This is a genomic window from Methylocaldum sp. MU1018, assembly GCF_053646775.1.
Window position 1 is genome coordinate 3,846,731 of the sequence record NZ_CM132195.1, and the last position, 19,508, is coordinate 3,866,238.

17 protein-coding genes are annotated in these 19,508 nt (G+C 63.0%); 12 read left to right on the top strand and 5 right to left on the bottom strand.

What is annotated here, in order from left to right; translation table 11 throughout:
* Positions 1-204: 204 nt before the first annotated feature.
* The gene (ampD, locus tag ACWJKU_RS17660) at positions 205-780 is read right to left on the bottom strand and encodes a 1,6-anhydro-N-acetylmuramyl-L-alanine amidase AmpD (RefSeq protein WP_454144424.1); all 576 of its coding nucleotides are present in this window, start codon (positions 778-780) and stop codon (positions 205-207) included.
* Between the two features lie 580 nt (positions 781-1,360).
* Between ampD and ACWJKU_RS17665 the strand changes: the two genes are divergently transcribed.
* The 3 genes from ACWJKU_RS17665 to ACWJKU_RS17675 all read left to right on the top strand — a co-directional run bounded on the left by ACWJKU_RS17665 (position 1,361) and on the right by ACWJKU_RS17675 (position 5,911).
* The gene (locus ACWJKU_RS17665; RefSeq protein WP_454144426.1) at positions 1,361-3,322 is read left to right on the top strand and encodes a heparinase II/III domain-containing protein; all 1,962 of its coding nucleotides are present in this window, start codon (positions 1,361-1,363) and stop codon (positions 3,320-3,322) included.
* Positions 3,323-3,578: 256 nt separating this feature from the next.
* Positions 3,579-5,132 carry a hypothetical protein gene (locus ACWJKU_RS17670; RefSeq protein ID WP_454144427.1) on the top strand — a complete coding sequence of 518 codons (1,554 nt, stop codon included), beginning with the start codon at positions 3,579-3,581 and terminating at the stop codon, positions 5,130-5,132.
* A 170-nt stretch (positions 5,133-5,302) separates the two neighbouring features.
* Positions 5,303-5,911, top strand: a complete 609-nt coding sequence (locus tag ACWJKU_RS17675; RefSeq protein ID WP_454144429.1) for a hypothetical protein — start codon at positions 5,303-5,305, stop codon at positions 5,909-5,911.
* Positions 5,912-6,024: 113 nt separating this feature from the next.
* Here the strand turns inward: ACWJKU_RS17675 and ACWJKU_RS17680 are convergent, their stop codons facing one another.
* Complete coding sequence (locus tag ACWJKU_RS17680; protein WP_454144431.1) at positions 6,025-6,396, bottom strand: thiol-disulfide oxidoreductase DCC family protein; 372 nt, start codon at positions 6,394-6,396, stop codon at positions 6,025-6,027.
* Positions 6,397-6,511: 115 nt separating this feature from the next.
* On the opposite strand from ACWJKU_RS17680, the gene ACWJKU_RS17685 reads away from it, so the two are divergent.
* Positions 6,512-7,243 carry a dihydrodipicolinate synthase family protein gene (locus ACWJKU_RS17685; RefSeq protein ID WP_454144433.1) on the top strand — a complete coding sequence of 244 codons (732 nt, stop codon included), beginning with the start codon at positions 6,512-6,514 and terminating at the stop codon, positions 7,241-7,243.
* Between the two features lie 49 nt (positions 7,244-7,292).
* On the opposite strand, the gene ACWJKU_RS17690 is transcribed toward ACWJKU_RS17685, so the two are convergent.
* Entirely contained in the window at positions 7,293-8,831 is a 1,539-nt protein-coding gene (locus tag ACWJKU_RS17690) for a cytochrome B6 (protein ID WP_454144435.1), read from the bottom strand.
* 380 nt (positions 8,832-9,211) lie between these two features.
* Here ACWJKU_RS17690 and ACWJKU_RS17695 point away from each other — a divergent pair, with 380 nt between their 5' ends.
* The 6 genes from ACWJKU_RS17695 (at position 9,212) to ACWJKU_RS17720 (ending at position 13,590) form a co-directional block, all read left to right on the top strand.
* Complete coding sequence (locus ACWJKU_RS17695; RefSeq protein ID WP_454144437.1) at positions 9,212-9,955, top strand: BON domain-containing protein; 744 nt, start codon at positions 9,212-9,214, stop codon at positions 9,953-9,955.
* Positions 9,956-9,973: 18 nt separating this feature from the next.
* Positions 9,974-10,492, top strand: coding sequence for a type 1 glutamine amidotransferase domain-containing protein (locus ACWJKU_RS17700; RefSeq protein ID WP_454144439.1), 519 nt, complete (start codon positions 9,974-9,976; stop codon positions 10,490-10,492).
* 24 nt (positions 10,493-10,516) lie between these two features.
* On the top strand, positions 10,517-10,711 hold the full coding sequence (locus tag ACWJKU_RS17705; protein ID WP_454144441.1) for a hypothetical protein: 195 nt from the start codon (positions 10,517-10,519) through the stop codon (positions 10,709-10,711).
* 148 nt (positions 10,712-10,859) lie between these two features.
* Positions 10,860-11,516 (top strand): phosphoribosyltransferase, encoded by a 657-nt coding sequence (locus ACWJKU_RS17710; RefSeq protein WP_454144443.1) that lies wholly within the window; start codon positions 10,860-10,862, stop codon positions 11,514-11,516.
* A gap of 428 nt (positions 11,517-11,944) precedes the next feature.
* Positions 11,945-12,610 (top strand): dienelactone hydrolase family protein, encoded by a 666-nt coding sequence (locus ACWJKU_RS17715; RefSeq protein WP_454144445.1) that lies wholly within the window; start codon positions 11,945-11,947, stop codon positions 12,608-12,610.
* Entirely contained in the window at positions 12,607-13,590 is a 984-nt protein-coding gene (locus tag ACWJKU_RS17720) for a ribose-phosphate diphosphokinase (RefSeq protein WP_454144447.1), read from the top strand. The genes ACWJKU_RS17715 and ACWJKU_RS17720 overlap by 4 nt, the downstream gene beginning before the upstream one ends.
* 66 nt (positions 13,591-13,656) lie before the next feature.
* Here the strand turns inward: ACWJKU_RS17720 and ACWJKU_RS17725 are convergent, their stop codons facing one another.
* The gene (locus tag ACWJKU_RS17725) at positions 13,657-13,887 is read right to left on the bottom strand and encodes a hypothetical protein (protein WP_454144449.1); all 231 of its coding nucleotides are present in this window, start codon (positions 13,885-13,887) and stop codon (positions 13,657-13,659) included.
* Positions 13,888-13,989: 102 nt separating this feature from the next.
* The gene (locus ACWJKU_RS17730) at positions 13,990-14,664 is read right to left on the bottom strand and encodes a ribonuclease H family protein (protein ID WP_454144451.1); all 675 of its coding nucleotides are present in this window, start codon (positions 14,662-14,664) and stop codon (positions 13,990-13,992) included.
* A gap of 287 nt (positions 14,665-14,951) precedes the next feature.
* On the opposite strand from ACWJKU_RS17730, the gene ACWJKU_RS17735 reads away from it, so the two are divergent.
* Both ACWJKU_RS17735 and prsT read left to right on the top strand, forming a co-directional pair.
* Entirely contained in the window at positions 14,952-15,701 is a 750-nt protein-coding gene (locus ACWJKU_RS17735; protein ID WP_454144453.1) for a PEP-CTERM sorting domain-containing protein, read from the top strand.
* Positions 15,702-15,892: 191 nt separating this feature from the next.
* Complete coding sequence (prsT, locus tag ACWJKU_RS17740) at positions 15,893-18,658, top strand: XrtA/PEP-CTERM system TPR-repeat protein PrsT (RefSeq protein ID WP_454144455.1); 2,766 nt, start codon at positions 15,893-15,895, stop codon at positions 18,656-18,658.
* Positions 18,659-19,508 lie beyond the last annotated feature (850 nt).

Consider the following 19,508-nt stretch of genomic DNA (forward strand, 5'->3'; position numbering starts at 1 on the left):
ATTATCAAGTGCGACTGACCGCAACAGGCTGGCAATCCAGCCAAGCGCTCGCCGCGGTTAGCGACACCCACGCTCGACCACTGGAAAACGATCGTCTTCGGATGCCGAAATGATGTCCGCCGTCGTAGCTACGACTCCATGCATAGATGAACACTTGGCCGAGTTTTCGGATATTTAATCCGCTATATGGAAACGGATAACGCTCTAGACTCTCGTCTGCCCCGCTTGAAACCCTTTCGCCGCCAGCAAGCGGTAAAGCCTTCCCCAATCAAAGCTGGAGCCCGGGTCGGTCTTGCGCCCCGGAGCGATATCGCTATGACCGACGATCCGATCCGGCGACAAGCTCGAATAACAATCGAGCAAGACCGCGAGCACATCGCTCAGGCGCTCGTACTGCGCGCCAGTGTAGGGAATATCGTCGCTCCCTTCCAGTTCGATACCGATCGAGAAATCATTGCAGCGCTCCCGCCCCCGATAGCTGGACGGCCCGGCGTGCCAAGCCCGGCGGTGAAACGGAACGTATTGAACGATCTCGCCGTCACGGCGGATAAGCGCATGGGCCGAGACTCGCAAGCCGTATATGCTCTCGAAATACGGGTGGGCGGTCGGCTCCAAGGTGTTGGTGAACAAGCCGTCGATCCAGCCGCCGCCGAACTCGCCCGGAGGCAAGCTGATGCCGTGGATGACCACCAGGGAAATATCCCCCGCATCCGGCCTGTCGTCGCAGTTGCAGCTCTCTACCCGCCTGGCGCCCGCCAGCCAGTTGTCGATGACTTTCATGTTTCGAACCGAACCGGAAATCGCCGGGAATTTATCCGGCACACCGAATACATCGTCAAAACCATCCATACATTTCGAGTTTTGTGGGTTGCGTCACGATCTTAAAAATGCCTGCCCGTTAAAGTAGCCGCCCCTACAGCCGAACATTAAGGAAGCTCCGTCCTTCGGCAAGCTCGGGACAGGCTTGTCGAGCTCCGAACGGAATCCACTTGTTCAGGGCTTTCTTATTCGATTTTCCGGCGCATCAAAGCGTTTTCAATCTGGACGTAGGGGCGATGTGGGGGCGGCTCGAGTCGCCCCCACGACATCCGACACCAGCGTTCCGCGCGGAATACCGTCAACGCGAGATGAAAACGCCCTAAGATCGGCAAAACAGGATTTAACGTCACACTGCCGATATATAAGTTCTTCGACCGGGGCTCGTCAATTCGATAAGGCGATCTTCGGAAACCGGTTAGCGCCGGCGTCCGCGCTCGCCGAACAGACGGTCGGCGATTTGCGGTTCTGACACGCATGAACTCTTCGCGCCCCCGGCCGGCAGCATTTTTTAATCCATGACGACGAAGGGAGGATTTCGACGATGCGATACCTGCAATTATCGAGCGGACTGGCTTTGATACTGGCGGGAGCGGTTTTTGCACCCATGACCGCCGGCGAAACCGAGCCGTCGCCGGGCTTGCCCGGTAACGAGGACATCAAAGCCGCCTTCGCCGAGCTGAAAGCGGGCGAAGGCGGCTTTGCGCCGGCCCGCACGGCCCGCGAGTACTGGGACGGGGCCCGCCGGCGCGTGGCGCAGGACCCGCGCTGGGCGACCTGGTTGCAGGAACGAACCGACTGGGTCGGCAACTGGATGACCACGCCCCGCGATAGCGCGGACTGGGTCGCGGGCTGGATCCACGACTACGTCGACCCGAACACGGGCGTTCTCCTCCGCTGGACGCCCGATTCGCCGATGCCGCCCGACGAACCCGGCTATGAAAAAATGCGCGCCGCCTGGATCGCCCACAACCGGATTTACAACATCGACCGCATGCTGGACGCGGCCCGCTTGTTTCGCCTGACCGGCGATGTGCGCTATCTGGATTGGGCGGCTTCGCAGCTCGATTTCTACGCCGACGCTTACCGCGGCTTTCCCCTGCAAACCTGGAACGGCCAGGCCCAGTTGATGAACCAGAGTCTCGACGAAGCGACGCGCGGCCTGGTATTGATCGAAGCGGTCCGCCTGCTGCGGCCCCACGTTACGGCGGAGCGCGCGGACCATTGGCGCGAGGGGCTGCTCCTGCCGTTGGCGGCCAACTTGACGGCCTCATCCCGCGAGGCCCACAACATTGCCGTTTGGCACGCCGCGGCCGTGACGTTGATTGGGCTCGAATTCGAACAGCCCGACCTGATCGACTTCGGCAAGAATTCGGCTATGGGCATCCCTGCGCTCCTCGATACGGGCGTATCGCCGGACTGGTTCTGGTACGAAAACACCCTGTCCTACCAGGATTACGTGGTCCAGGCCCTGGTGGAAATGCTGGTCGGCGCATCGCTGCGCGGACGGCTGTCCGAGTTCGCGCGAGAACTCTGGATCGCGCAGAACCTGATGATCGCTCCGGTGACGGTTCGCTTCGCCAATGAAGACGCGCCGACTCTCAACGACTCGCCGCCCAACCGCAAGGCGCCGAACCGCGGGCTGTGGGCGGCTTCCCGCCGGGTATTGCCGACCTGGATCGGGCTGGACGAAGCGAAAGACCAACTGAGCTGGGACAACTTGCTCGATCCGCCCAAAGCGGTCGACTCGACGCCCGACCTTCCCGAAGTGGCATCGGGTCCGGTCGCGGGCCTGGATGCCGTGCAAATCGTGAAGAACGGCTGGCACGCCTTGCTCCGCTATGGGCAGAAAGCCAGGTTTCATGCCCAGCAGGAATCCCTCACCTACGAACTGCAATACGGCGACACCTGGATTCTCAAAGACCCCGGCACGGTCGGCTACGGTTCTCCGCTGCACCAGGAATATTACCGCCGAGCGCCGGCGCAGAACGTGCCCTTGGTCGACGGCGACGGACAATCCCCCTGGCCGTCCGAAGGGCAACTCGACGACTTTGCGGCGGATGGCTCGTTCGCGGCGGTCTCTCATCCGAACTACCGTACCGGTGTGACGGCGGCGAGGCGCCTCACCATAGGAAGCCAGACGTTTACCGACAGGGTAGTGGTGAAAACAAACTCGGACACCCCGCATGCGATCGGCATGGTCATGAACACGCCCTGTTCCGTGACTTCGCGCGCCGAAGCCTCGACGGAGAGCGCGCCGCTGCCCGATACGACAGCCTTCCGCTACTGGAGCGACCAGACCACTTACCTCGCTCAGGACGAGTGGCGCGCCACTCTGCACTGTGCCGGCCGGCGGTTCGCCCTGAGCCTATCCGGAGCCGCCCTGCAGCGGGTACATGTGGGAACCGTCCCCGATTCCGCGGCGCCTTATACCCGCCGGGGCATCTATGCCGAAGCCGCGGCGTCGGCGGCGCAATTCTATCTGGTGTTCCGCCCGCTCGAATAGCCGCAGGCGGGTGCGGGATGCGTTCCGCTGATGCGCGTCACGGCGGCCGGCCGGCGGCGAGTCGCGGCGACATCGCTCGATCTCGCGGGGCCGGCGCAAGCTTTTTCATTTAGGTAACACCGTTCTCATTTTGGCGACATCTTCGCGCAACTCTCTTGCCGAGAACGAGTCTTATGAGTCAGGCAAGCACGGAACGCCTTAACGAGCGTCGAGAACCGCGGCCGCCATTCGATCGGGTCTACAGCGAGGACGTAGTATGAAAAGCGATTATGGAAAAAGAACGCGCCTGTCGGCGATTCTCAACGGCGCCGTCATCGCCCTGGTTTTACAAGCGCCTTCGGTCTCCGCGCGAACCCTCGGTCTGGTGGCGGATCAAACGACGCGCTCGGTTACGGTATTCGACGCCGACACCGATACGGTGCTGGGGTCGGTGCCTATAACGACCGCGGGCTCGGCTATCGGCGACGTGCTGATCGCGCCGGATCAGCGGCGGGGTTTCGTAACGACCTTCAACAGGGAAGTCTTCGTCATCGACTTGACCGCATCGCCGCCCGGCCTCGCCGGAGGACCGAATCCGATTCCCATCTCCAATCCGGGCGAGGATCTCGCGATCAGCCCCGACGGGAAATTCCTGGTGGCGTCCGACGGCAGCGCCCCCGCACCGATTTCGGTCATCGACGTCGCCAGCCAGACCGAGATCAGCACGTTATCCGTGGGCACCAACACCAACTCGATCGATGTTTGCAGCAACGGTTCGGTGCTGGCCACCTCGTCCTTTACGTCGGGCGTTCTTGGCGGAACCGTGCGCCGGCTCGCCCTCAGCGGCACCGGCGTTTTGACGAACACCGGCGAAATGCTGTCGCTCGGCAGCGAGCCCAACAATGTCTTCTGCGCGCCGGGCGGCACGTCGGGCCTCGTCGTCACCCGCGATACCGATGAAGTGACGTCGTTCACGATTCCGGGATTGAAGCAGGTCGACAAACGCCCGCTGTCCGGGAATCTGGGGATTTCCGGCCTGGTCAACGCTACCGGAAACCGGGCCATGATCCGAGATAACGGCGGTTTCGTGGACGTCTTCGCTTATAACGCCATTACCGCGACGCTCAGCGCCGCGCGGCAGTTGTCGATTCCGATTTCCAACACCATCCCGTTCTTCGGAATCGACCAGATGGCGCTGCACCCGATCCGGGCCAAATTGTACGTGTCGCAGCCCAAGGCGCTGAAGGTATACAACGCAAACACCGGCGCCCTGCTCAAGACCATCACCCATTCGAACATCATGACTCCGACCGGAGTGACCGTCGTCGCGCTCACCGATCCCTGTGCCGGCCCCCCGCCCGCCGGGGCGATCGTGGGCACCAACGGCACCGATGTGCTGGCCGGCACGCCGGGCAACGATGTCATCTTCGGTCTGGGCGGCAACGATGCGATCGACGGCCGCGGCGGAGACGATCTGATTTGCGGCGGTCCCGGCAACGATGCGATCCAGGCCGGAGCCGGCGACGATACCGTCGTCGGCGGCGCCGGCAACGACTCGATCTCGGGCGGCGCCGGCAACGACAGACTCAGAGGCGGCGCCGGTAACGATATCGTCGCCGGCAACGCAGGCGACGACATGATCGACGGCGGTGCCGGCCAGGACAGCGCCAGCGGCGGGATCGGCAAAGACATCGTCAACGGCGGCGCCGGCGACGATGTGCTGAGCGTCGTGGACAACGCCGGCGGCGACACCGTCGACGGCGGCACTCACGTCAACGGCGACAACTGCGCGGCCGATCCGGGAGACACCGTGAGAAACTGCAACCCGTAACGCCGCGGGAGGGCCGGTTATGCCGCCTTCCGCCTAACCCGCCCTCCCCCGATCGGGGGAGGGGCTTGGTGCGTTTTCCGTTTCCGCGGCGCGGGTCAAACGTTCGGAAACTCGACAGCGTATCGTGCGACGCTCCCGCTGTCGTCGGCAGCGCCTAAATGGAGGCTCAAATGAAAATGCCAGCATTATCCCGCAGTATCTTGATCGTTCTGGGCGTCTTGCTGTTTTCTTCTCGAGGGTTTTCCGCAACCTCCGAGTTTGTGACCGAAACGACGCAACATATCGTCTCGGGAGGCGAAGACGTATCGGATTTAATAGCCAGCGAGCGCTTCGGCGCACGAATCGCCGGCACCTACCGCGTGATACGCCAGCCGGTCGACGGCCCGACCCGGATTTTGAACCTTTTTGCGGACGGCAACCTGACGGGCATGCAGTCCGTCCAGTTTGGCGGAGGGGTCCCTCGCGAAGGGTTCAGCAATCAGCACGGGACCTGGACGCGCGTCGGAGAGCGCGAGATCGAGGCCAGCGTCCTCGATCTGGAATACAACCCCTCGACGGGCGAGTTCCTCGGCACCACGATCGCCCATTACGACTTGCGCTTCGACAGCGCGTTTCGAACCATAACGGGCCGCGCGGAAGGAAAGATTTTCAGCCCCGGCGTAGACCCGCTGAACCCCGGCGAAGCCAAACCGTTCTTCGAATTCAGCGACGACTTCCAGGCGCAGCGCGTCACCGTCGGCAACGCGGCGATCGAACCGGAAGCCCCCGGCCACCATTGAAACGGCTTACGGGCGGCCAAAGCGATTTTCGATCGGATGTAGAGGCGACTCGAGTCGCCCCTGCACGGCGCGCACTTCGCGCGGAATGCCCTTGACGCGAGATGAAAAATGTCTTAAAGCCGTCCGCTTTTCCGAAGGCGCCGGATCACCATGCCGTGGTAGAGGCGGGCCAATAGCGGGCGGATCGCCGGCAGCCCGATGAGCCAGGCCAGCGGTTTCAGAAGCGGAACCCGCTTCATCAGCAGGATGTAGGCGTCCAGTTCGGACACGATGTGTCCGCGTTCGTCCCGGACGTGCAATTCGGTCAGAGCCTTGCCGGGATCGATGCCGATCTCGCGGAGCCGCTCCTCGCGCCCCGTGATGTCGAACCAGCAAACCTGCTCGCGGCCTTTTCCGGCCAACCGCTCGTAATGGCGGCGGTCGCGGACGCAGCGCGGGCAGGCGCCGTCGTAATAGACGGTGATCTTTGTTTCGTTCTCGCTCATCGGTCTTGCCTCCGAAAATGCGGCGCCGGGGCGCAGCCGCCGAATCCGCTTCCCGCCGGGTCATGGATTCCGCCCGCCTCCTGAGTAACCTGAGGATTCGGAGGAGGACTTCGCCATGACGGAACCCTTGCCCATACGCGGACTTTGGTGCGCAGCCCTGACGCCGCTCGGCCGTGACGGCGACGTCGACCGCGCGAAGCTCGCCGCGCATGCGCGGGCGCTGCTCGCAAACGGAGTCGACGGCGTCGTGCCGTTCGGGACCACCGGCGAAGGTCCTTCCTTCTCGGTTGCCGAGCGCCGCGGGGGACTTGATGCGCTGCTGGCGGCGGGCGATGCGCGCCTCCGCGTCTATCTGTACCACATTCCGCAGCTTTCGGGCGTGCCGATCCGGCCGGAGGTCGTCGCCCGGCTGGCCGCCGCCTATCCCGGCATCGTCGCGGGCGTGAAGGACAGCGGCGGCGATTTCGCGCATACCGCCGAACTGCTGAACCGCGCGCCGCGGCTCTCGATTCTGGCCGGCCACGAACCGCACCTGCCGCGGCTGATGCGCGCCGGTGGAGCCGGAACCGTCTGCGGCGTCGCGAATCTGTTTCCGGACTTGGCCGCCGCTCTACTCAGGCCGGACGCGCTCGCCGACGACGAGGCGCGAATCCGCTCGCTTCTGGACATCGTCCTGCGCTATCCCTTCGTGCCCGCGTTCAAGGCGGTTCGCGCCGCGCAGACGGGCGATCCCGGATGGCTTATGCCGAAACCGCCGCTATCGCCTCTCACGGAAGTCGAGCGGGCAAGCCTTATCGCCGCTCTTCACAGCGCCGGCTTCGGCATCGCTCCGGAATCGGGCCCATGATCCGGGTTTGCTCCCGTTCCCGAACGCCGTCACGCTCAAGGGCGAAAACTTACAACGCCCGCATGAACGCCGCCAGGTCCGATTTCTCCTGTGCGTTCAGCTTGAGCTCCAGCACCAGATTGAAAAACTCCACCGTGTCCTCCAGAGTCAGGCAGCGTCCGTCGTGCAGATAGGGCGGGCTGTCCTTGATGCCGCGCAAGGTGAAGGTCTTCATCGGTCCTAGCGGCGCCTCGTCGACGAAGCGTTCGAGGCGGAGGTCGTGCATCTGGTGGTCGAGATAGGCCGGGGGCTGATGGCAGGAGGCGCATTTACCCTTGCCGAAGAACACGTCCTCGCCGCGGCGCTCGGCTTCGGTGGCCTTGGCGGGATCGAGCCGGGCGGTGGCGACATTCAGCTTGGGCGCCGGCGGAAAGTCGAACATGTTCTGCATCTGCGCCATGTGGCTGACGTGGATACGGTCGAGTATCGGGAAACCCTTTTTCATCGCATGGATGGGATCGTTGTTGAAATAAGCGGTGCGGAATTCGAATTCGGTGAAGTCCTCGACCGAGCGGAGGCTGCGCTTGGAGCCGTGGATTTGCTGGTTGTACATGCCGCGCAGGCTGACCGTGTCGAGACGGAAGCGTCTCTCCTCCGGGCGGTCGTCCGGGTTGAGGTGGAATTGCCCGGTGGTGTGGCCGTTGACATGGCAGTCGAGGCAGGTAACGCCGAGGCTCGGTTGCTCGCTTTTCCGATCGTCGGTCGGATTGAATTCCTCCTGCGGCAGCGGCGTCAGCAGGAACTGCAAGCCGTTGAGCTGGACCGGCGTCAGGATGTCCTTGAACAGCCGGTAGAAGTTGTTGATCGAGACCACTTCGCCGCGTGAGACATCGCCCAGTTCCGGCCGGTTTTGCAGGAAGATGGCGGGCGGAAATTCCGGCAAAAAGGCGTCGGGTAGGTCGAACTCCACGTCGAAGCGCTCCAGCCGCGGGAACATGTCGGTTTGCGCCTTGGGGAAAACCTGGCCGCCGGTGGCCTGCTTGGGATGCGGCAGGGCGGGATATGGGAAGACGCCTTTTTTGCGGATTTCCTCGGGCGTCATCGCAGCCAGCGCGTCCCAGGTGAGGCCGTTGCGCAGCCGCGCGGTGGGACCCACCGGGACCGGCTTGCCCCGCGACATCTTCGCCTCGGGATGGAATTTCGGGGTCAGGTCGTAGCGGCTTTCCAGCAGTTTCCGCTGCTCGGCGGCGATCTTGGGTTTCGCCGCCTTGTCCGCCTGCATGATTTCCTCGAAAGTCTGCATGGGCTTCTTGGCATTGAGAGGATCGCGGTAAAACTCGAAGCCCAGCACCTTGCCCTGATCGGGCTGGCTGCCTAAAGCATTCGAGGAAGGCTGGGCGTCGGCGGCGCGGAACAGGTCGGAGCGGTCGTGCTCGGATTTCCGCGACTCCGGCCGGTCCGAGGGAACGTCTCTCGGCGTCTGCGCCTCGGCCACGACGTCGAACGGTTTGCCGCCGGTTTGAGCGGCGGCCGCAGCCACCGGAAGAACCAGGCCGCCCAACCATAGGCAGGCGGTCTTGCCTGAAATCGTTTTGTTCCGGAATCGCATGATTGCCTCCTTGCCGGCTGTTCATCGGAGATGAATCGATCAGGGTCTTTGTTTGAATTCGCGATCGATCCGTTGGTTCCGACCGATGCGACACAAACCGAAGGTTTGGGTTTTTACCGCTCGTTCCTGATTTTTCATCTCTCGCAAACGAACGCCCCACGGGCGGGCTACGGCATTCCGCGCGGAACGCCGGTGTCGGATGTCGTGGGATCGACTCGAGCCCCCCTACATCCTCCCGTCAATGACGCGATCCGGCGCCGTTGCACCGTCCGCCGCCGCTTTTTCACCTATGCGGCAGCAGCGGTGCAACTCCCTTCCCGGAGACAAGTCTCATTATTCATGAACGTGCGCAGCACGGATTCGCTTCCGAGGAGGACGCCATGAAACGGAACTCAGTACTTTACGGCGCGGCCGCGGGCGCCGCGTTGATGTATCTGTTCGATCCCGATCGCGGCCGCTATCGCCGCGCGGTTCTCCGCGACAAGGCGGGCAGTCGCATGCGCCGACTCGACGACGCCCTGGAGGTGTCCCTGCGCGACCTTCGCAATCGCGTGACGGGCGCGGTTGCGGAGCTCGATGCGTGGTTGACGGCAGGCCCGGTACCCGACGATATATTGGTCGACCGGATACGCGCCAACCTCGGGCGAGTGGTCTCCCATCCCAAGGTTATCGACGTCAGAGTTCAGGACGGTTTCGTGACGCTGTCGGGCCCGATCCTGGCCCACGAGCATAAAGCGCTCTGCCGCTGTGCGGCATCGGTTCGCGGCGTCAGGAGCGTGGACGATCGGCTCGAGGTACACGAGACCGCGGAACGGGTCCCCGAGCTTCAGGGCGGAATTCCGCGCCGGCGGATACGGCCCGACATCTTGCAGGAAAACTGGGCGCCGGCCACCCGGCTGATCACCGGCGCGACGGGAACCACGCTGGCGATCAATGCCCTGCGGAACACCAGTCCGCTCGCCGCCGTCCTGGGTCTGGCGGGCTCCACCCTGCTCTTGCGGGCCATGACGAACAAACCGCTCATGGGCGGACCCGGCATCGCCCCCGAAGCGGCCCGGACGCCCCGTCCCGAGGTCGAAATCAGCCCACCGCCGCCCCCCGAACGGGAGGAAGCGCTCCATTAGGCGAAGACGGTAACGGCCATGAAAGCGCTTCTGCTCAGTTCTGATTATTTTGAAGATATCGAGCTTCTCGTGCCGTACTACCGGCTGAAAGAGGACGGAATTCCGGTCGAGATCGGCTCCGACAAAGGCGGCAAGATCATCGGCAAGCACGGCTACGAGGTGACGGTCGACAAGATGCTGCCGGAAATCGCCGCGGAGGATTACGACCTTCTCCTGCTTCCCGGCGGCAAAGCGCCGGCCGCGTTGCGGGAGCACCCTTCGGTCCTGGCGATCGCCAGAGCCTTCATGCAGAGCCGCCGGCCGGTGGCGGCGATTTGCCACGGACCGCAGATCCTGATTTCGGCCGGCGTCCTAAAGAACCGGCATGCGACCTGTTACCGCGCCGTCGCGGAAGAAATGAAGCTAGCCGGCGCCCATTATTACGAAGACCGGGAGGTCGTCGTGGACGACAACCTGGTGACGTCGAGGCAACCCGCCGATCTTCCGGCATTCGTGCGGGAATTCATGAAACTCCTGAAAAGCGGGGTTTCCCGTTGAAATGCAAAACCAGCGGAAACGACCATGAATAACGAAGACGCCCGCTTGCAGGAACTCCGGGCGCAAATGGAGCAATGGCAGGCGGAACTCGACGAATTGGAAAGCTGGCCCGCAACCCGCATCGAATATAAAGAACGGATCGAGACATTGCGGGCAAAACTGCGGGCGGGCATGGCGCAACTGAGCGAGTGGCGCGGCGGCCGCATGAAAGCGCCTTGAGGCCGCTCCGGCAGAGCGCCGGACGGGAGCGTTTCCGGCGAATCGCCGTCTTTTCTCTCGCCCTGGAAGAGGACATCGAAACCTTGAAATCGAAAGGCCGGAAGCGGAAAGACGCCGATCCGGAAGAAAAACCGCCGAAGAAAGCATTATGGACACACTTTTCGAAAACCGTACCGATGCCGGACGCCGATTGGCGCAGGCCCTGGGCGCCTATGCCGGCCGGTCCGACCTGATCGTGCTCGCCCTGCCGCGCGGCGGACTGCCGGTCGGTTACGAGGTGGCCCGCGCCCTGAAAGCGCCGCTGGACCTCTTGATCGTGCGCAAGCTGGGCATGCCGGGCTATGAGGAATTGGCCATGGGCGCGATCGCCAGCGGAGGCGTCTCGGTGCTGAACCGGAATGTGGTGTCGGCGTACCGGATCAGTGCGGAAACCATCGAGAAGGTCGCCGCCAAAGAGCGTCTGGAGCTGGAACGCCGCGAGCGGCTGTATCGCGGCGACCGTCCGTATCCCGAATTCGAGGGCCGCTGCATCGTCGTGGTCGACGACGGCATCGCCACCGGCGCGACCATGCGCGCCGGCCTTGCCGCCTTGCGTCAACGAAACCCGGCCCGCACCGTGGTCGCCGTACCGCTGGCGCCGCGGGAAACGGTGGAACGCTTGCGCGCCGAAGTCGACGAGGTGATCTGCCTGGCGACGCCCGAGCCGTTTTATGCCGTCGGCCAGGGATACCAGGACTTTCCGCAGACCGGCGATGACGAGGTTCGCCGGATTCTGGCCCGGGCCTGGGGCGAAACACCGGATTAAGGAAGCTCCGATGAAGTCCTCTCCCTCTGGAAGGGTCGCCCTGGCGCTCCCATCGCAAACGGCCTGGCCGGGAGCGCCGGCCAGTCCCTCTCCACAGAACGACCGTTTGCGATGGGAGAGGGTTGGATGAGGGTCTGTTGGATCAACCTAAAAGCCGCCGTTGAGTCGCCGAAACGACCGCAAAGCCGCGTCAGCCGCCGCATCCCCTCACCCCCAACCCTTCTCCCAAAGGGCGAGGGGCCAAACGCCCTTCGCCCGACCTTCAAAACACCCGCTCCCTTTGGGAGAGGGCCGGGGAGAGGGTTTAGGGCCTTTCAGGTTGTTTCCGACGGCCGGATTTAGGATCGATCCGTTGCCCGGGCCGCTCTTCCGAATTGGAAATTCAATCGGAGCTTCCTTGAGCAGTTCTTTCGCAGAGGGATGAAGCCATGAAGCATGCCACACCCTTGGATACCGTCGAATTCCCGGCAGGCGCGGCGGGCGTGACGCTGGCCGGCTCGCTGCTCGTTCCGGACCGGCCGGTCGGACTCGTGATTTTCGCCCACGGCAGCGGGAGCAGCCGGTTCAGTCCGCGCAACCGTGCCGTGGCCGAGTTCCTCAACCGCGCCGATCTCGCCACGCTGCTGTTCGATCTCCTCACCGCCGAGGAACACGAGGCCGACCAGTACACCCGTCAATTCCGCTTCGACATCGGCCTCCTGACCGAGCGGCTGGTAGGCGCGGTCGACTGGGCCGGCCAGTACGAACTGACCACCGACCTGTCCATCGGGCTGTTCGGGGCCAGCACCGGCGCGGCGGCGGCGCTCCGGGCCGCGGCCGAGCGCCCCGAGTCGGTGGCCGCCGTGGTTTCGCGGGGCGGGCGGCCGGATCTGGCGGAAGAGCGCCTGCCCGAAGTTCTGGCACCCACGCTCCTGATCGTCGGCGGCCACGACGATGTGGTGATCGAGCTCAACCAGCGGGCGGCCGAGCACATGAACGCCGTGCGCCGGCTGGAGATCGTCCCCGGCGCGACTCATCTGTTCGAGGAACCCGGCACGCTGGAACGGGTGGAAGAGCTCGCCCGCGACTGGTTCCTGAAATATTTGCGCCGATGAACCGTGGTCCGCTGCGCCTATTCGCGCTGAGCGAAAGCCGGCAACTGGGAGAAAGTATCGCCGGCGCCCTGGGCACGGTCCTGGCCGAGGTCGAGGAAAAGGATTTCGCGGACGGCGAGCACAAGGCGTATCCGGCGGAAAACGTGCGCGGCTGCGACGTGTTCGTGGTGCAATCGCTGTACGCCGAGCCCGGCAGGACCGTCAACGACAAACTGTGCCGCCTGTGGTTCCTCATCGGCGCGCTGAAGGATGCCTCCGCCGCGTGCGTGACCGCGGTCGTACCGTATCTGGCCTATGCGCGGGCCGACCGGAAGACCCGGCCGCGCGAGCCGGTCACGCTGCGCTACGTGGCCCAGATGTTCGAGGCGGCCGGCACGGACCGGGTCATCGCGCTCGATGTGCACGATCTGGCGGGTTTCCAGAACGCTTTCCGCTGCCGGACCGACCATCTCGAAGCCGGCAAGCTTTTGGTCGAGCACTTCGCCGCGCGACTCCGCGGAGAAGTGGACGTGATCTCGCCCGACGTGGGCGGGCTGAAGCGGGCGGAAAGTTTCCGCCGCAGGCTGGCCCGGCGGCTCGGCGCGCCGGTCGGCAGCGCGCTCATGGAGAAATACCGCAGCGACGAGACGGTGAGCGGCGCGACCCTGGTCGGAGACGTGCGCGGCAAAACCGCCCTGATCGTCGACGATCTGATCAGCACCGGCGGCACCGTGGCGCGTGCCGCCCGCGTCTGCCGCGAGCAGGGCGCCGCAGCCGTCCACGTCGCCGTGACCCACGGGCTGTTCGCGGGCGAAGCCGCGGATATCGTGGCCGATCCCGTCCTGGACAGCCTGGCCGTCGCCGACAGCGTTCCGCCCTTCCGGCTTCCTCCGCAAACGGTTCGCGCCAAGCTGACGATCATCCCGATCGCCCCGCTGTTCGCTGAAGCCATCCGCCAAATCCATACGGACGGTTCGGTCAGCGGATTGCTGGAAGATTGAGCGGACAGGCCGGGAACGGCCGGCGCCTCATGCCGACCCGGGATCAAGCCGCCTCGACCCTGAATTTTAGCGTTCGTCGCTCTCGCGGCCGCCTTTGCGCATCGGTTCGCGATTTTCGTCCTTGCCGCGACCGCGTCCGCCCGATTTTTTCCCGCCGCCGTGAATCTTGTTCACCGTGGCCCAGGCGCGGCGCTCGGCCTCTTCCTCGGGAACTCCGCGCGACTCGTAACCTTCTTCGATGTGCCGAGCCTGCCGTTTCTGCTTTTCGGTGTACTTGTCTTTACTGCCTCTGGCCATGACCGTGCCCTCCGCATGGCTGTCGAACTGGGAGCAACCCGGACCGTCGACGAGCTTAGACCCGCGCGAGCGTCGCGAGTTTGGCCGATCAAATGAGTACGATTACGGCGCCGGCCGCGAACTTGCCCCGGCATCCGCCGGTCCGGTCGACGATTGCGCGGCCGTTTTCGCCAGACGATGGGCGGGTTGGTTGTGCTCCCTCGGCACGGCGCGAAGTTCGAACCGGTCGAGCCGGCGGACCAAACGGCGGATCGCGACGAAGCGACGATCGTGCGGATGCCGCCGCCAAAGCCGAACCAGGGCGGGACAGTCGGTGTGCGCCCGAAGATATGTCGCGCCGTGCTCCAACGCCAAGGCCAAGGCCCCTTCCAGCGCGGCGATCTCGGTATCGAAGGGCGTGATGCCGGCCGGTATCCGATCGGAGCGTTCGGCGACGAGTTCTCCATGAGCATCGGTCACGATCGCGCCGATTCCGTTCGCTGCGGCCGATGCCGTACTCACGCTCGATCCGTCGCACCAGGCGGAAAACCCGTCCGCCGGAAGGCGGCTCGCATAAACCGCCCGCATCAGGCGGTCGCGGATCTGTAGGATCATTTGCGCCCGAATCGGCTGGCCACGCACTTTTCGCGCGGCATGGCGCCGGATGCGTTCGGCCAATGCGGCCGGGTCGGTCAATTTGGCCGCGGCGATCAGCTCGGACGGATCGGCGCAGGCGTCGAGCAGCCGGTCGATCGTCCGGGCGAGATGTCGAGATTCGTCGCGACCGGCGTTCATCATGGATTGGAGTCGAAGTTCGGCGCCGAGTTTTGCCGCCGGGAAGAAGCAATAGACCGGACTCTTTGCGGAAGCCTGCCGCACGCAACCCGCAAGCGATGAATGAGTCAGGAATTTTTACAACTCGTCACGAAAGCTGGACAAGCTCATTATAAAATCCAATCAAGCATTTGATTTTAATTGTAAATAAATTATTGGCACGACATGTGCTTAAATCGGATTGCGTACGCAAATTTACGTATATCACGCTTGAAACAACTTTCAAAAAGCAATACCAAAGAGCAACCACCATGAAGATGAACAAAACATTGATTGCCGGCGCCATCATGCTGGCTGCAGGCCAGGCTTCCGCCGCACAGTTCACCAACGGCGGCTTCGAAACGGGGGATCTGAGCGGCTGGACCGGCGGCGGCGGCTCCTGGTTCGGCGGCGGCTTCCCCGTCGATCCTGCCACCTATGCCGGCGGCTCCGCCAACAACACCATCATGAGCGGCGGCACCGATCCCATCACCGGCGCCAACGTAGTCTACAACGGCAACTACTCGGTCCGGGTGAACGATCAATTCTCCAACAGAAGCGTCTCCACGCTGACCCAGAGCGTGACCAATTACACCGACAACGACATCTTTTTCCAGTGGAATGCCGTTCTGCAAGGCTCTCACGACTTGACCGATTCCGATTACTTCTCGCTGACCCTGCGCGACGATACTGTCGGCGACATACTCGTCAGCCGCTCTTACAGCTCCGCGTCCGCCGTCGGCATCTTCACCAACCTGGGTAACGGCTGGTACACCAGCGGTTGGCAGCTCGAACATATCGACCTGGCCGCGCTGGGACGGGTAGGCAACGACTTCACTCTCACGCTGCTGGCTTCCGACTGTCCTTACAGCGGCCATGCCGGCTACGTTTACCTGGACGGCTTCGCCCCCGTCATCGTTCCGCCCGGCCGCGTTCCGGAGCCGGCCTCCCTGACCCTGCTCGGCATCGGCTTGGCGGGTCTCGTCGGCTCGCGCAGGCTGAAGAATACGGCCGCGGCCTGAACCCGGCGCTTGCACTGAAGCGGTAACCCAAGGCGGCCTACGGGCCGCCTTGTTTTTACGAGCCCGCGCAAACCCGACGCCATGCTATCTTTTTGTTTTCCGTGATCGCGGCCTTCGCGACAATTGCATCCGTCACTATTTTTTACAGCCTGCCTTTTCATCGCCCATCGGTTAACCAGGAGACCCACGCAATGGCTTTTAAGAAGCACGCCCTTTTACTGGCCATGAGCTTTTTGCTGGGCGCCGCCCACGCCGAGGAAGCCGCCAACGCGACCTTGGACGGAATTCGCGCCAATCTCCGAAAAGGAGAAACCCGAACCGCCGTCATCGAGCTCAAAAGCCTGATACTGGAGTCTCCCGACAACCTGGAAGCCCGATTGCTCCTGGGCGACGCCTACCTGGCCCTGGGCGATATCAACGCTGCGGTCGCTCAATTCGAACGCGCGAAAAGCCTGAATGCGGACCGGGAAGCCTGGCTGATTCCCCTGTCGGGCGCCTATATTTTGCAAGGCAAGAGCCAAGATGCCCTGCGCTTGCTGGATGCCGGCTCGGTTTCTTCGGACAAGCTCAAGGCCCGGGTTTACGCATTGCGGGGCCGCGCTTACCTGGCGACCCAGGACAAGGAACAAGCCGCCGGCAACTTCGGCGAAGCTCTCCGCCTGGAGCCGGAAAACGCGGACGCCCTGCTGGGGCTGGCCGCGGTGGAAACCCTCGGAGCCAACTTCCTCAAGACCGTCGAATACTGCGAAAAAGTCCTCGCAAAAGATCCCGCCAATTTCCGCGCCTGGGTCCTGAAGGGCGAAGCCTTGCGGATGACCGGCGATTTCGCGGCAGCCGGCGCCGCCTTCGACAAGGCCATCGAGCTCAAGCCCTCCGATACCCGCGCGAGACTGGGCCTGGCGAATACCTTGTTGGACCGGAATCGCCTGGACGAGGCCGAAAAACAACTCGAACCGGTTCTGGCCGTATCCAAAGACAGCGCGCTGGCCCTCTATATGAAAGGCGCCATCGCATTCAAGCGGAATCAGCCTCAAGAAGCCCTGCCGCTGCTGAACAAGGCGCTCAACGCGATGCCCGGCCATCCGGAAACCCTGTTCTTCCTGGGAGCGGCCCATTATGCGACCGGACAATTCGCATCGGCGAGCGAACCGCTCGCCAAGCTGGTCGCAGCCAACCCCGCCCATGCGCCTGCCGTAAAACTGCTGGCCGCCGTCAAGCTCAGGCAAAACAAGCCCGCCGAAGCGCTGGACCTGCTCAAGCGGATCCAGGACCGATCGGCCGACGATCCGCAATATTTCAGCCTGTTGGGCGGCGCCTACCTGGCCGGCAAAGATTACGAGCACGGCCTCGAAGCGCTCGGCCGCGCCTCCCGGCTGGCTCCCGACGCGGCCGGCATCAAAACTCAATTGGCCGTGGGACAACTCGCGGCAGGAAAAACCGACGAAGCCGTCACGCAACTGCAACAAGCCGTCGATCTGGGCCATGACATCATGCAGGCGGACATTCTGCTGCCATTGGCCTTGATCCGGCAAAACAAGCCCGAGGCGGCAATCAAGGCCGCCGAATCGATACTGGCCAAAGCGCCCGACCAGCCCATCCCCCTGGATCTTCTGGCAACCGCCCATCTGGCCAAAGGCGATACGAACAAGGCCAGGGAGCTCTGGGAAAAAGCGCTGGCCGCAAAAGCCGATTACGACATGGCCGCCCTCAAACTGGCTCAGCTCGATTTGAATCTCGGTCAGCCGGATTCCGCGAACGCCCGATACGAAAAGCTGCTGAAGAAGCGCCCCGGATACCTGCCCGCCCTGATCGGACTCGCGCGCGTCGCCGAAAAGAAAGGCGACATGGAACAGATGGCGTCCAGGCTGAAGCAGGCGATCGACAAAAATCCTTCGGCCGCCGAACCCGCCGTGATGCTGATTCGTTACTACCTTTCTCAAAACAAGCCGCTACAGGCCATCGAAACGGCCCGGACGGCCTCATCGTCCAAGGAAAGCGATCCGTTGCTGACGCAATACCTGGGAATGGCGCAGTTGGCCAATAACGATCCGTCCAGCGCGCTGGTGACCTTCAGGCAACTGATCGCGCGAAACGGCGGCAACCCGGAGTCGCAATACTGGTACGGACAGGCTTTGGAAAGGAGCGGCGACAGTTCCGCCGCGCTCGCGGCCTGGAAAGAGGCGTTAAAGCTCGCGCCGGGTTTTGCGCCCGCGGCTCTGGCTTCGATCCAGACGCTCGTAAAACAGCAAAAATACGACGCTGCGCTGGCGCTCGCGCAAGAACTTCAAGCCAAACAGCCCGACGCTAACCTGGGCTCGAGGCTCGAAGGCGATATCGCTTTTGCGAGGAAAGATTTTTCGGGCGCAACGAAAGCTTATGAGAAAGCCTTCGCCATCAAGCCGAATCCGGAGATCGCGCAAATGCTGTTCAGAAGCCTGAGCGCTTCCGGCCAGGAGAAAAAAGCCCTCGCCGGCCTCGAGCGCTGGCTGGAGAAACAGAAAGACGACGCCGGATCGTGGCGCCTGCTCGGACTGTCCTATCAAAAGGCGGGAAAGCTGGCCGAGGCCGTACTCGCGTTCGAAAACGCCCATCGGCTGCTGCCCGACGATTTGGAAATCCTGAACAACCTGACATGGGCCTATCAGGAAACCGGGCAAGCGGCCCAAGCCTTGGAACGGGTCGACAAATTATTGCAACTGGCCGGAAAAGTGCCGGAAGCGCTCGACACGGCCGGCTGGGTGCTCACCCAAAACGGCAAAGCCGAAAAGGGCTTGCAGATACTCAAGCAGGCCACGGTACTGGGCCCCAACCTGGCGCACGTCCAGATTCATTACGCCCGAGCCCTGATCGCCAACGGGCGGCACGGCGAAGCCAAAACCGAACTCGAGCGATTGTTGCGCGACAAGAAGGACTTTGCCGGCAAAGAGGAGGCGGAAGCGCTGCTGAAAACGTTGTAGCGCCCGCTCGGCGCGGCCGTCGTTCCGGCAGAGGGATGTCGGAACGACGCAAGGCCGACCGCCTCGACGAAAACGATCGGGAGATTCCCGGTCACGCCTCGTAGCCGAAGTCATCGATAAAAGGCTTCAGCGCGTCCATGAACGGCTCGAATTCCTTTGCCTGGCGTTTCCACCGGAATTCGACGTGCTGGTCTATCGGTCGGGTCACCTGATGGTAGCTCGGAGTATCGATCGCCCCGCGCGTTCCGTATGCCGCGGAACCGCATCGTTCCGGCCGGCCTCCGGAAAGTCCACAAAGCTCGCGTCTCGGCCTCGAAATCCGCCGCCAAGTTCTCGTACCGGATGCGATGGCATCGCAGAGGCACGCCGGCCGCTCGAGCCGGGCAGCGGCAAAATACACTCGCCCCGATTGTTTCACCATAAGAAACAGATGCGCAATTCAAATTAATTTCATGACGTTTATTAAACTATTTGATCGGATCGATAAGAAATCCTTATTAAACAAAAGGAACAATCGCATCGTTACTGATACTAACTAAACGTATATCAATACAGGAGACCATCATGACGAGCGTTGAACTCTTTTTGGCACTGGTATTCTTCGGCACCACCGGAGGATCGATCGGATTCTGCCTGAAAAACTACAACCGGATGAATGACAAGGAAACGCGATGAACCGCCGTTCGCAAGTACTAGAGAGCCGGGGCTTTCAAGCCCCGGCTTTTTTATGCCGGGCAGAATCCGGGCACTCCGCATTCCTGAAGCCCGTCTCGGGCACCGTTTCCGAAAGACGCGGGGCTTCTTGCGGCATTCTTGATGCGTTTTCGTGTCTGAGAGATCAAGGCGTTTC